The sequence below is a fragment of the Candidatus Zixiibacteriota bacterium genome, from assembly GCA_029860345.1.
Taxonomy (GTDB): domain Bacteria; phylum Zixibacteria; class MSB-5A5; order GN15; family FEB-12; genus JAJRTA01.
This window is the reverse complement of the sequence record JAOUBJ010000001.1, coordinates 259125-272141: the sequence shown is the minus strand read 5'-3', so window position 1 is coordinate 272141 and position 13017 is coordinate 259125. Positions and strand designations below refer to the sequence as shown.

Genomic DNA, 13017 nt, shown 5'->3' with positions numbered 1-13017 from the left:
ATCTCAAGAATCGCTCAAGAAAGCCGATAATCATACAAGATACCTGTGTGTCCGAATACTAACGTTTTAGGTCTGGAGTATTGAATGGCGTCTCTTAGAGAGTTGTTGGAAGAAATGGTCAAGATGAACGCGTCTGATCTTCACCTTACGGTGGGATCGCCGCCGGTGGTACGTGTCGATGGAAAGCTGGTACGGCTCAAGCAGGACATGCTCAACGCCGACCAGATCAAAAAACTGGCTTACGCCATGGTCAGTGAGAAGCAAAAACTGAAATTCGAGCAGAACTCAGAGCTGGATTTTTCGTTCGGCATCGAATCCCTCAGCCGCTTTCGCTGCAACATGTTCATGCAGCGCGGCAACGTGGCTGTGGCGCTCCGTCAGATTCCCTATGAGATCATGACCTTTGAAGCCCTCAGTCTGCCCAAAGTAATTGCCGACTTCTCCAGGCTTCCGCGCGGTCTGGTGCTGGTGACCGGTCCGACCGGATCGGGCAAGTCGACCACCCTGGCCGCCGTTATCGACAAGATCAACAAAGAACGTCCGGTGCATATTATCACCGTCGAAGATCCTATCGAGTACCTGCATCGTCATCAGACGGCCTTGGTGAACCAGCGCGAGGTGTATGCCGACACGACATCGTTCGCCATAGCCTTGAAGTATGCGCTCCGTGAAGACCCCGACGTAGTTCTGGTGGGTGAGATGCGTGATCTGGAAACCATCGAGTCGGCCTTGTCGATTGCAGAGACCGGCCACCTGGCTTTCGGCACTCTGCACACCAACTCAGCCGCCGAGTCGATCAATCGTATCGTGGACTCGTTCCCGACCAACCAGCAGGAGCAGATTCGCATCTCCTTGTCGTTCTCGATCCAGGCGATCATCTCGCAAGCCTTGATCCCGAAAATAGGCGGCGGTCGGATTGTGGCTTTGGAAATACTCGTCGCCACGCCTGCCGTTCGGGCTTTGATTCGCGATGACAAAGTACACCAGATATATTCGATGATACAATCCGGCCAGAAATACGGAATGAAAACGATGAACCAGTCGTTAGCCGAGCTTTACAATACGCGCAAGATTTCCGTCCAGGACGCCATGGCGTACAGTTCCAATCCGCAGGAACTAAGCGAAATGCTGGCCAAAGATAAGTCTCCGGCGTTTTCCTGAGGCCGGATGAAGTGGTTTGAGAAAGGGTTAAGCTGATGCCGATTTTTGTATACAAGGGAAAAACGCTGGCCGGTGCGGCGGTCCAGGGGGAACTTAAAGCGAAGAGCCGGGGCGACCTTGAACGGGTGCTTAGACAGAATCGCATTCTGGTCAATTCGATCAGTAAGAAAGCGCCTGAACTTCAGATCAAGATCGGGACCGGCATCAAGAAGATTGATATCTCCCGATTCACACGACAGTTTGCAACCATGATCGGGGCCGGTCTGCCCATGGTGCAATGTCTGGACATCCTGGCCGCCCAGACTGAGAGCAGAGAACTGGCCAAGATTATCGCCCAGGTCAAAGACGGCGTGGCGGGTGGAGCGACGCTCTCGGAAGCCCTGGCTCGTCATCCCAAAATCTTTGATGGCTTGTATACCAACATGGTGGAAGCCGGTGAGATGGGCGGCGCCCTGGACGCAATTCTGGTCCGACTGGCCGTCTACCGCGAGAAAGCGGACAAACTGGTAAGAAAAGTCAAGGGAGCCATGATCTATCCGTCGGTGGTGGCCTTTGTGGCGGCCGCTGTGACGATTGGTATGTTGGCCTTCATTGTGCCGGTATTTGCCAAGATGTTCGGTGGACTCGGGGCCGACCTGCCGGGACCAACATTGGTCGTTCTCCAAATCTCGAACTTCCTGAAATCGAATTTCCTCTACCTGATCTTCGGTTCTCTCGGTTTTGCCGGGGTGTTCATCTGGTGGAAGAGAACCGACAGCGGAGCCTTAACCTTTGACAAGATTCTGCTGAGGACACCGGTGTTCGGCAACCTCGTTCGCAAGTCGTCGGTGGCGAGATTCACGCGAACTTTGAGTACCCTCTTGGCTTCGGGTGTTTCCATTCTGGAAGCGCTTGAAATCACGGCCAAGACGGCCGGCAACCGGGTCATTGCTGCGGCCATTAATCGTTCGGTCATGGCCATCGCCGAGGGCGACACCATCACCGGGCCGCTCAAGGAAACGGGTGTCTTCCCGCCCATGGTCACACAGATGATCTCGGTAGGTGAGAAGACCGGCGGCCTGGATGATATGTTGTCAAAAATCGCTGACTTTTATGACGATGAAGTCGATGACGCCGTGGCTGCGTTGACTTCGGTTATCGAGCCGATCATAATCGTGTTTATGGGTGTTGTGATCGGTGGTATCTTGATAGCGATGTATCTGCCGATGTTCGACATTATCGGTAAGATATAGCAGTCGACGACAGCGAGACAAAAGGTAACAGAATATCACGGAAAACGGCGCCGTCACAGCGGCGCCGTTTGTATACCATGCTCATAAAGGACAGGTACGCAAGACCCAAGCGATTAGGCTGGTTTCTACCGCTGCGACTGATCACTTTTGTGATCCTGTTTGCGGTGGTGGTGTTTTGGATTGAGTATCCGAGCTTTTTGCATCTGCCGTTGATTCTCTATTCTATCTTTACCCTGGGCGTAGCCCTGTTGCTGGCCTTTGATCGCTTCGGCAGATTACAGATGGCCTCAGCCACCGTTGTCGGTTTGCAGTTCTTGCTTGAGATCGTCATCGAGTCAGGTGTCATACACGCCACCGGCAACATAAACTCACCCTTCTCAGCCCTCTTTCTGCTGACCATTGTGTCGGCTGCCCTGGCTTATCGTTTGGTGGGGACTTTGGTGGTGGCATCGCTGGTCTCGTTGGCCTATACGTTTATCATCTGGCTGCGGTCCGGCGAAACGGGAGCGCCTCTTTATTTCCCGAACGCTCTCAAATCGATTGTGTCGGCGCAGGACGCTATCTTCTACTCGATATTTCTGCATATTCTGATTTTCTACCTGATCGCCTTTATCTCAGGCTACCTGGCTGAGCGGCTGGAAGCCCGCGACCGCCAGTTGGCAGACACCTCCCGGGCCCTCAAGCGGGCCAAGCTGGAAACCGATGACATTCTCAGGCATCTCAACAGCGGTCTGTTGACTGTCGATGCCTTCGGACACATCATTTTCTTCAACCGGGCGGCCGAGAAGATCCTGGGATATCGTGAGGAAGAAGTCAAAGGGATGCGCTGTGATGAAGTGTTTGCCGATCGGATGCCCGACCTGGCCGGGGACCTTCTGGACGGACTTGAGCGCGTAGCCAGCCATCCCCGCCAGGAAATCAGCATTCTCAATCATGAACGTCAAACTGTTCCCCTCGGTCTCTCGACGTCCATTTTAATGGAGGAAACCGGCGCCCTGAGAGGCGTGATCGCAATCTTTACCGACCTTACGGACGCCAAACGACTTGAGTCCAAAGTGCGAGCGGCCGATCGGCTGGCAGCGGTGGGGGAATTGTCGGCCTCGATTGCTCACGAAATCCGAAACCCGCTGGCCGCCATCTCAGGATCGGTCGAAGTCCTCGACAAGGAACTCAAACTGCAGGGTGAAAACGAAAGGTTGATGCAACTGATCGTCAAAGAGTCACACCGGCTGTCGAGAATCCTCTCTGAGTTTCTTCAGTACGCACGCATTGACCGTCCGGCTTACAACAAAGTCGAACTTTGCCACCTGATAAACGACGTGATTCAGATTCTGCACCACCAGCCCTCGTTCAGCGCCGATCTGAAATTCAATTTCGAGTCGGATAGCTCGATCATTTACGTTGTCGGTGATGAAGACCTGATCAAGCAATTGCTTTTGAACCTGACCGTGAACGCCTGTGAGGCGCTTGAGGAAAAAGGGGATGAGTTGACGCTTCGCCTGGCCATTGATCCGGTCGGTGGTATCGTTGAGTTGTATATTCAGGATAATGGTCCCGGAATCAGGCCCGATAACCTGCGCCGGGTCTATCAGCCATTCTACTCGACCAAGAAACAGGGCAGCGGGCTGGGTCTGGCCATCGTCCATCGTATTTGCAGCGCTCTAAAAGTCGACATCAGCCTGGACTCACAGGTTGGTCAGGGAACCACCTTTCGCCTTGAGTTCCAAACGTACAGGAATGCGCGCAAAGATCAGGCGGTTACTCCCATCGACCCGACTCCGGTTGAGCTTGCCCCGATGTAATCTCGACTACTGTGGAATTGTCCTTTGACAATGTCTCTCACCACCTCATGCTGAGGCAACAACAGTAGGTCGAAACCCCTGTGGTTTCGACATCACGCCCTTGGCGTGATTCTTTTCCTCGCCAGTTATGTTTCGAGTACCCTCGGGCGACTGAGTGGCCGCCTCAAACGTTGCCTGGGGCGAGAAACAATAGCCCCCCCCAAACCGGTTTTGAGGGTGCCACCCGTTCCGTGGGTCTCACGGCAGATATGAGGACAGACTTGCCCTGCTGAAGACTGCTCATCGCAACTTCCACTCAGCTATTTGGGCTTGTTTTTCTGAGATAATTGTATAATCTTGGCAGCTCCAAACCGATCAATGGAGTTCCGGTGATTGTATGAAATTGTTTTTGATAATTGTCTTGTTCTGTTTGCTGGCCATGGCGGCTTGCCGTCCGCCCATTGTGTACGAAAAAGAGCTTGATAAACACGACTACGTGATCGCCAAAGTTGACACGCTGTTCGAAATCACTCAGCCACAACTTTATGATACGATTGCGGCCGGCGATATCCTCCCACGGGGGGGGATGCTGAAGGCATCGGATGTGGAGCTCATCCTGGATTCGCTTTTGTGCGATACCTTGGCCGGGCTGGCCTCGGCCGATGTCAAGTTGGATGACTACTACGACGTGTACCGGATATACAAGCATCGCTATCAAAACGCCATGATCCGCGCCCTTCTGAATGAGGCCGTTTACAACCAAGTGACCGTAGATTCACAGGAGGTGGTCGACTTTTACCACAGCCGACCGGATCTATTCTCTATCAAAGAACAGGTGATGCTGTTCCATATCCTGATCTCACCGGTCAGTATCAAAGCCGGCAAAGACTCGCTTCATTTTAGGTCGCTTTCTCCCGAGCAGTTTGAATTCGAGTTGGAAGAGTACGCTCACCAGTTACGTCGCCTCATTGAAATGGGCATGCCCTTTGTAGAGGTTGCCCGACAGTACTCCCACGATACCTTTTCGGGTAAGGATGGCGGGCTGGTTGGGTGGACAGAGCGCGGAATCTATCGACCTCCGTTTGACTCGGTGGCCTTCTCTATGGAAGAAGGGGTGGCCTCGCAGCCATACCAGGACCGTGACGGATGGCATATCATCATGACCCCGAGGCACATGCCGGAGGGAATCCCCCCCTACGACTCGGCTGCCTACATCGTCGCAACGCAGGACTTGAAAAACACCAAGGCGAACGAGATCGGTGGCCGGATTCTGGATTCTGTGCGCAGTCTGCCGCTTGAGATCGTCCGCAACGATGCCATTCTTGACACCAATGTTTACAAGGTTGAGCCGGCCACCTGGGCGGCGATTATCAATGGCACCGACACCCTCGACTTCAATCATCTTCGGGCGCTGGAGGAGACGTTCCGCAACAACAACAGGCTGGATAACACGACCCTGGCTCTCAAATATGAGATGATACAGGAGTTGGCCAAACGGGTCGTCATGGTTCAGGTAGCGCGCGATATGAGGATCGACACGCTCCCGGAGGTGATGGCTATCGAGTCTCGGTACCGCCATGAATCTTCAAAGGAGATTTTTGAGCGGCAGCGATTTGATCACACCTGGCAGCCGGAAGAAAGCGCCGTGCGGGCTTACTACGATAAACATATCGACGAGTTCACTGTTAAAAAACCGGTGGAGATTCAGCATATAATCGCCGAGGATTCCACTTTCGCGGAGTTTCTGCGCGATCAGGCCCTGAGCGGCGTGGACTTCTTGCAGTTAGCACAGGAGCATTATCCCGGTGAACCCCAGATAAGAGTCGATCTGGCCAACCTTGGCTATGTCGGACCGGGTGAAGTGCCGGATGAGCTTTACCAGGCCGCTCTGTTGACACCGATAGGCAGTATATCGCCACCGGTTAAGACCCAATTCGGATATCATATTGTAAGGGTGGTCAACCGTAAGAATCTGATCGATTTTGGCCGCGCCTCTATCGATATTGTGCCTGTTCTCAGAAAGCGGCACGCCCGCGAAGTGTTTGAAGAGTACCGGGACCGCCTGTACCGCCAGTTTTCAGTAAAGTTCCCCAACAAACTGCGGCCGATTCATCTCAAGCCGCTGGAATACCGGTCCTCGGGGTCATGATCGACAGTCCCGACTCTGTCCCACGGCAAATCACGTTCGGGCAGGAGTTGTGGCGCAAAGGCACCCACATGTTCGCGCTGGTCATTCCGGGGGGGTACTACTTTCTGCAACTTGACCGGGTCGGTATGCTCACTCTCATGGTTCCGATCACGCTGGCCTTCATTTTGGGGGATATCTCACGATTGCGGGGATGGTCACTGTGGACAGGCGGGCTTGAGAGATTCTTTGGCAGAATGATCCGTCCTCACGAGAAACAGGGTGATTTCTCCGGGGCCACCTATATTCTGTCGACTGTCTGTTTCACCGTGGCGCTTTTTGATAAACCAATTGCCATCGCGGCCATAGCCTTTATTATCGTCGGCGATACCCTGGCTGCTCTGGTCGGGCGGAAATTTGGACGGCGCAGGTTTTTCGGCAGTAAATCGCTGGAGGGATCGACTGCTTGTTTGGCTGGCACGCTGATTGTGGCTGTCTTTACGCCCGGTTTGGCGCTGACTGTGGCCGTAGCAGGGGCGGTAGTAGCGGCGGTGGTCGAAGCTCTGCCATTTGGCATCGACGATAACGTCACGGTGCCGATACTGTCGGGGCTGGCCATGACTCTGGTGACGCAGATTCTGCTTGGATTCTGATTTAACCAAAAATTATTGTTGCTGGCGGTCCCATTGCCACGTATAATGATTATAGGATGCCTTGACAGTATTCAATCCTCAATATGGAGGAACTTAATGTCCACGGGAAAAGTTAAGTACTTCAACGACTTAAAAGGGTGGGGTTTCATTTCCTCAGAGGACTCAGCGGAAAACATCTACGTTCACTACACCGAGATCAAGATGGATGGCTACAAAACGCTCAAGCCGGGCCAGACCGTATTGTTTGAGGTGACTGACACCGACAAAGGACAGCAAGCGCAAAACGTCACGCTGGCTTCCTGATTCGACCACTACAACCGATTTGAAAGGCCGCCTTAATGGGCGGTCTTTTTTTTGCAGAATGACGCGTAGGGTGGGGGCTTGTCTCCCACCGGCGGGGACTGCGGCACAGCTGCTGTTGTGTACAAAACCGATTTCAGCTATATTCCTCCCTATGAAGACAATCGATATGCGAAGCGATACCGTCACCAAACCGTCCGATGATATGCGCCAGGCGATGGCCACGGCCGAAGTCGGTGACGACGTTCTCGGGGATGACCCCACTGTAAAAAAACTAGAAGAATATGTGGCCGCCCTGTTCGAGCGCGAAGCCGGGTTGTATGTGCCCTCGGGGACGATGGGCAACCAGGTTTGCCTTAAAGTTCACTCGGAACCGGGCTGGGAGCTCTTGTGCGACAGAGAGTGTCACGTTGTCAACTACGAGGTAGCCGGACCGGTTGTCCACTCCGGCTTGCTGGTCAATTTGATTACCACTGATCGCGGGATGATTACAGCCGATATGGTTAGAGGCAGTATCCGACCGATCAGTTTGCACTGCCCGTTGACCAAGATGGTGGCGCTTGAGAACACCCACAACCACCACGGCGGCACCATCCTGCCGCAGGACGAAATCCTGAAAGTGCGCGAGGTGTGCGACGAGTTCGGGTTGATCTTTCACCTTGACGGCGCCCGAATCTGGAACGCCCACGTCGCAACCGGCCTGTCACTGCCGGAGTTGACTCGGCCGTTCGACTCGGTGTCGGTCTGCCTGTCGAAAGGTTTGGGCGCACCGATAGGGTCGGTGGCCTTGGGTACGCGCGAGTTTATTGAGAAGTGCAGGCGGGAACGTAAACTGTTCGGTGGCGGGATGCGTCAGGTTGGGATTATCGCCGCGGCTGGCTTGTACGCCGTACAGAACAACATCGAACGGTTAGCCGATGACCACGCCAATGCGCGCTTCTTTGCCGAGGGACTCAACCAGCTTGATCTCTTCGATGTCGATTTGTCGCGAGTTGATACTAACCTGGTCATCGTAAATGTTACCGGCGACAACCAGCCGCTGGATGTTTGTAGCAAGATGGACGGTGTCGGCGTGAGAGCCTTGCCGTTCGGTCCCAAACAGATTCGGTTTGTTTTGCATCTCGATGTCCACCGGGCCGACTGCGAAGCGGCATTGGAGCGAGTGGGGAGTTTGGTTGGATGACGCTCTATCTTGGAAGGTGTTTCTTCTATCGCGCTGCGCCGGGCCTTGTGTCCGCCGAACACCAGCGAGTAGCAAGACGGGTGTCGGGCGGGGTCGACCAACACCACTCACGAGATTTGTCTTCATCCCCTCTCGAGAGGGGTGCCCGCAGGGCGGGGTGTGTTCTTCGCCGGTGAAAAACAAAAACACACCCCTTCATCCCCTCTCAAGAGGGGACTGTGAAACAATAGTTGCCTTGATTCTGCTCAGAGAAAAGCTATAATGTTCACAGTTGCGGTCTCACTCTTGGCGACGAAGGATCCAGCTGAACACTATACCAAAAGACGATACATGACCACCACCACTTTCACCATACTCGGATCGTCATCAGGGATGCCACAAGCAGATCGCGCCTGTACAGGATATCTGCTGGACGTCGACAACGATCTCACGTTGATTGACTGCGGCGGCGGGGCGACTTCGTCGTTTCTGCGCTGTGGATTCGATCCACTGAATGTCAATCGAGTCTTTATCAGTCACACCCATCCGGATCACTGCTGCGAACTGCCGCAGTTCATTCAGATGATCTACCTGTCCGGACGCAAAGAGCCGTTGGATATCTATCTGCCGGACGAGTTTGTCAAACCGTTCACTGATTACTTGCCCGCGGTCTATATTATCCGTGAAAAACTGCCGTTCGAGTTGAACCTGCATGGATACTCCGACGGCTTCGTGTTTGAAGGCAGTTTTCGACTACAGGCCATTGGCAACAAGCATCTACATGGCTACGCCGAGTTCATTGAAAAGCTGCAACTGCCCAACCGGATGCAGTGTCATTCTTTCAAAATCGATCTTCCCGGTACGACGTTGTTCTATTCTGCCGACATCGGAAGCTTCGACGACATCAAGCCGCATCTCGACGGCGTTGACATCGCCGTACTCGAACTAACCCATGTCGACCTGGATCAGTTCTTCGACTTTGCCCAAACATCGAACGTCGGACGATTCGTCATCAGTCATCTTGGCGATGCCGAGGCAACGGCTAATCTCCAGCAGCTTTCCGACAAAGCCGGTCTGGACAATCTTGTATTGGCGCACGATGGATTTCAGGTAGCACTCTGATTGTGCCGATGCTATCAATCCATAACGTGACACCGCGAGATTTTGTGTGACAAGCGCGACCTGTTGACTTATGTTTAGTCCAACCAAAGCGAGGATTATATGATGGACATTGAAAAGATTCAAGGATACCTGAAAGAACACGAACTGGACGGTTGGCTGATGGCCGACTTTCATGCCCGCAACGACGTCGCAGTCGAGATGCTACACCTCAAAGGTGTGTTGACACGCCGGTCGTTTTATTTCATCCCGGTCGAAGGCTCACCGGTCGGATTGATACCTGAGATTGAAAAGAGCAAATTCGGGCATCTGCCGGGTGAGTTGAAACCGTTCGCCGGGTATCGCGCTATGGAGCAGGAACTGACCCGCGTTCTCGAAGGCCGCAAGTGGGTGGCCATGGAATACTCCCGGATGGGTCGGCTGCCCTATATCGGGCTGGTCGACGCCGGCACTGTTGAGATGGTGCGCAGTATGGGTGTCGAGATTGTGTCTTCGGCTGATCTGGTGGCTGCTTTTCAGGCGCGGCTGACAGAGCCGCAGATAGCAGCTCATCACGAAGCGGCTGGAAAACTAATGGAGATTAAGGACGGCGCTTTTTCCCTGATCGCTCGATCACTGACAGAAGGCAAGCCGGTCAGCGAGTACGATGTCAGCCAGCACATACTTGAGCAGTTTAACAAGAACAACATGGTCTGCGAGTTTAATCCGATCTGCGCGGTCGACGGCAACGCCGGGAATCCACATTACCAGCCGACGGCGGAAAAGTCTGTGACCATCCAAAAAGGGCATTTGATTCTTATCGACCTTTGGGCCAAGCTGAAAACAGAAGACGGCATCTACGGCGACATTACCTGGATGGCCTATGCCGGGACCAGAGACGAGATACCTGAAAAGTATGTTTCAATGTTCGATGTGATCGTGCGCGCCCGTGATGCCGCGATTTCTTTTATCGAGGACAGCATGCAGGAACGTCCGATCTATGGCAGTGAGGTCGATGATGCCTGCCGTGCGGTGGTGGCCGAGGCCGGTTATGGAGACTACTTTACGCATCGCACCGGACACTCCATCGGCACTCACGGCCACGGCAGCGGTCCCAACATCGACAATCTGGAGACAGAGGATCGACGCATCCTTCAGCCGGGGCATCTGTTCTCGATAGAGCCCGGTATCTACATGGATGATTGTGGCTTCCGCACAGAGATCGATTGTCTGATCACCGACGGCGGTTGTCAGGTGACGACGTTGCCCAAGCAGACCGGTATCCTCGCCCTCTTGTAGAATGTTTGTCAGCGAGCCTATGATCGCCCGGATGGCCGAGAGGTTCGGGCAACCGGAACCGGCAGAGTTTCGGATCGACGTTAGCGGCGAAGAGTTGGATCGTATCAGGTCCTCCCAAAAGGACGGACGCAACCACGACGTCACGCTCTACATCCACAAAGAGGGTCGGATAGTAGTTATCGCCAAACCGATGTATCCGCCCGGCATGTATCGCGCGCCCTCGGGTGGCATCAAACCGGGGGAGAGCATCGTCGCAGGAATCGATCGGGAAGTGGCCGAGGAGACCGGCTGTCGGATTGAACTGGAGCGTTTTCTTCTTCGCACCGATGTAGCCTTCGTTGGCGCCGACGTGTCGCCGGATGACAGTATACGCTGGCGGTCATTGGTCTTTCAGGCGCGGTATCTGTCGGGGGATTTTCAGTTTACCGATCACGACGAGATCACCGAGGTTCGTCTGGCCACGCTTGATGAGTTTGAAGAGTTCTCACGAATTATGCGCGACACCGATACCGGCGGTTTGCACTATCGAGCCGCCTTGCACGATACGGTCAAAGGACTTCTATCTTTCGACCAGTCTCGTTGACATCCGTGACCGCGTTAGACACAACTCGACGGCGCCGGACCGCCCGTGAACATGTAATCCACCAGATAAACCAAATCGGCTATGTCGATTGGCGCCGATCCGCTGGCGTCAACATCCGCCTCTTCGAAACACGACGGCTGAGGTCCACCGTTGAACATGAAGTCCACCAGGTAGACCAGATCGGAAATATCAATCCCGTCGTCAAAACTGCCATCCACATTGCCACGGATACCGACGCAGCACTCGATGGCCTCGCATTGATCGGCCACGCCGTCCGGAACGATTTTGTAAATCGCCCCCGAGTGATTGACGATGTACAACTCGCCCCTGGCATCCTCGCCGAACGATGCTATAGTCCATGGGGATTGACCAACCTCAGCCGTCCGGTCGGTAAAATCAGATACAGTGGCGCCATCGTACCGAAAAGACCAGACCCGCCCGCTGCAATAATCGGCGAAGAAATAGGCACCCTGCAAGTCGGGTATCGCACAACCGCGGTAGACATATCCGCCGGTGATCGAGCAGTTGCCGCCGCTGTGGGAGTACTCATAAACTGGTTCTACGAGCGTCACGCCGTCCTCGCAGTTTACCGACGGGTGATAGCAGTGTGTTCCCTCTTTGAGTCGCCACCCATAGTTTTCGCCACCGCTACTTGACATTGATTGAAAATCAATTTCCTCCCATTCACCCTGGCCGACATCGGCGATGTAAAGATCGCCTGTCAGCCGGTCAAAACCATACCGCCATGGATTTCGCAAGCCAAATGCCCAGATCTCATTCCGAACGGTGGGGTGTCCATACCACGGATTGGACGGCGGAATCGCGTAAGGCGAACCACCGTCAACATCAATGCGCAGCATTTTCCCAAGCAGGTACGTGGAGTCCTGAGCGAGGTTACTCGGATCACCTCCGGAGCCACCGTCGCCCAAACCGATGTACAGGTAACCGTCGATTGGACTGAAGGCCAACATGCCGGCGTTGTGGTTCGAGTAGGGCTGATCCAGTGTGAGCAAAGTGCTTTGGCTGGAGTCGTCAGCCAGATCAGGGTCGGCGCTCACCTGAAACCGCGCGACACGGGTATCGCCGTTTGGTTCACTGGTGTAGTTGACGTAGAAATACCCATTGACTGCATAATCGGGATGGAAGGCCATACCCAGTAATCCTTGTTCGGAACCGCTGGAGCGAACGTAAGCATCGATATCCAGAAAGGGCGTACTGAGCAGCGAGCCGTTCTTGATGATACGAATCCTCCCCCGCTGTTCGACGACGAACAAACGAGTGGTGTCACCGGGGGCAGCACACAGAAAAACCGGCTGGTTGAAACCGAACGCCACCAGCTGTGTAGTCAACGGTGTGTCGGCGTGAATAACGGGGACGACGGACAAAGTCAATAGCACGGCAAGCAAAGTACGCACAGCGGACAGCATTGGCTACCTCCGAGTGTGGAGTCATGGATATTGTTGGCCCATAATAGAGATTATCGAGGCGAAAGTCAAGGTCAAACATCGCGCCCCAAAAAAGGCTTGACTCAAAATGGCTGTATTGATATACTTTAAGTGGAAGGATAGCTATAGAGCCACGGTGGGTCTGTCGATTCACAGGTTGTGAACAGGCGGACGCGGC

General features: G+C 54.1%; 11 protein-coding genes. 10 read left to right on the top strand and 1 reads right to left on the bottom strand.

Annotated elements, in window-relative coordinates:
- Positions 1 to 84 precede the first annotated feature (84 nt).
- From OEV49_00830 to OEV49_00785, 10 genes are all read left to right on the top strand, one after another.
- Positions 85 to 1161 (top strand): type IV pilus twitching motility protein PilT, encoded by a 1077-nt coding sequence (locus OEV49_00830; GenBank protein MDH3889600.1) that lies wholly within the window; start codon positions 85 to 87, stop codon positions 1159 to 1161.
- 35 nt (positions 1162 to 1196) lie between these two features.
- On the top strand, positions 1197 to 2393 hold the full coding sequence (locus OEV49_00825; protein ID MDH3889599.1) for a type II secretion system F family protein: 1197 nt from the start codon (positions 1197 to 1199) through the stop codon (positions 2391 to 2393).
- Positions 2394 to 2470: 77 nt separating this feature from the next.
- On the top strand, positions 2471 to 4195 hold the full coding sequence (locus OEV49_00820; GenBank protein ID MDH3889598.1) for an ATP-binding protein: 1725 nt from the start codon (positions 2471 to 2473) through the stop codon (positions 4193 to 4195).
- A 376-nt stretch (positions 4196 to 4571) separates the two neighbouring features.
- Positions 4572 to 6323 (top strand): peptidylprolyl isomerase, encoded by a 1752-nt coding sequence (locus tag OEV49_00815; protein ID MDH3889597.1) that lies wholly within the window; start codon positions 4572 to 4574, stop codon positions 6321 to 6323.
- Entirely contained in the window at positions 6320 to 6952 is a 633-nt protein-coding gene (locus tag OEV49_00810) for a phosphatidate cytidylyltransferase (GenBank protein ID MDH3889596.1), read from the top strand. Before OEV49_00815 ends, OEV49_00810 begins: the two co-directional genes overlap by 4 nt.
- Positions 6953 to 7048: 96 nt before the next feature.
- The gene (locus tag OEV49_00805; protein MDH3889595.1) at positions 7049 to 7255 is read left to right on the top strand and encodes a cold shock domain-containing protein; all 207 of its coding nucleotides are present in this window, start codon (positions 7049 to 7051) and stop codon (positions 7253 to 7255) included.
- Positions 7256 to 7421: 166 nt separating this feature from the next.
- Positions 7422 to 8435, top strand: coding sequence for a beta-eliminating lyase-related protein (locus OEV49_00800; GenBank protein MDH3889594.1), 1014 nt, complete (start codon positions 7422 to 7424; stop codon positions 8433 to 8435).
- A gap of 330 nt (positions 8436 to 8765) precedes the next feature.
- The gene (locus OEV49_00795) at positions 8766 to 9536 is read left to right on the top strand and encodes an MBL fold metallo-hydrolase (GenBank protein ID MDH3889593.1); all 771 of its coding nucleotides are present in this window, start codon (positions 8766 to 8768) and stop codon (positions 9534 to 9536) included.
- Between the two features lie 99 nt (positions 9537 to 9635).
- On the top strand, positions 9636 to 10811 hold the full coding sequence (locus tag OEV49_00790; GenBank protein MDH3889592.1) for a Xaa-Pro peptidase family protein: 1176 nt from the start codon (positions 9636 to 9638) through the stop codon (positions 10809 to 10811).
- A gap of 31 nt (positions 10812 to 10842) precedes the next feature.
- Positions 10843 to 11394, top strand: coding sequence for an NUDIX hydrolase (locus OEV49_00785; GenBank protein ID MDH3889591.1), 552 nt, complete (start codon positions 10843 to 10845; stop codon positions 11392 to 11394).
- 14 nt (positions 11395 to 11408) lie between these two features.
- Here the strand turns inward: OEV49_00785 and OEV49_00780 are convergent, their stop codons facing one another.
- The gene (locus OEV49_00780) at positions 11409 to 12821 is read right to left on the bottom strand and encodes a PQQ-dependent sugar dehydrogenase (protein ID MDH3889590.1); all 1413 of its coding nucleotides are present in this window, start codon (positions 12819 to 12821) and stop codon (positions 11409 to 11411) included.
- Positions 12822 to 13017 lie beyond the last annotated feature (196 nt).

Excerpts from the sequence above, each read along its gene's own strand:
- OEV49_00830 (MDH3889600.1), top strand. The coding sequence starts at position 85 with ATGGCGTCTCTTAGAGAGTTGTTGGAAGAAATGGTCAAGATGAACGCG.
- OEV49_00825 (MDH3889599.1), top strand. The coding sequence starts at position 1,197 with ATGCCGATTTTTGTATACAAGGGAAAAACGCTGGCCGGTGCGGCGGTC.
- OEV49_00820 (MDH3889598.1), top strand. The coding sequence starts at position 2,471 with ATGCTCATAAAGGACAGGTACGCAAGACCCAAGCGATTAGGCTGGTTT.
- OEV49_00815 (MDH3889597.1), top strand. The coding sequence starts at position 4,572 with ATGAAATTGTTTTTGATAATTGTCTTGTTCTGTTTGCTGGCCATGGCG.
- OEV49_00810 (MDH3889596.1), top strand. The coding sequence starts at position 6,320 with ATGATCGACAGTCCCGACTCTGTCCCACGGCAAATCACGTTCGGGCAG.
- OEV49_00805 (MDH3889595.1), top strand. The coding sequence starts at position 7,049 with ATGTCCACGGGAAAAGTTAAGTACTTCAACGACTTAAAAGGGTGGGGT.
- OEV49_00800 (MDH3889594.1), top strand. The coding sequence starts at position 7,422 with ATGCGAAGCGATACCGTCACCAAACCGTCCGATGATATGCGCCAGGCG.
- OEV49_00795 (MDH3889593.1), top strand. The coding sequence starts at position 8,766 with ATGACCACCACCACTTTCACCATACTCGGATCGTCATCAGGGATGCCA.
- OEV49_00790 (MDH3889592.1), top strand. The coding sequence starts at position 9,636 with ATGATGGACATTGAAAAGATTCAAGGATACCTGAAAGAACACGAACTG.
- OEV49_00785 (MDH3889591.1), top strand. The coding sequence starts at position 10,843 with ATGGCCGAGAGGTTCGGGCAACCGGAACCGGCAGAGTTTCGGATCGAC.
- OEV49_00780 (MDH3889590.1), bottom strand. The coding sequence starts at position 12,821 with ATGCTGTCCGCTGTGCGTACTTTGCTTGCCGTGCTATTGACTTTGTCC.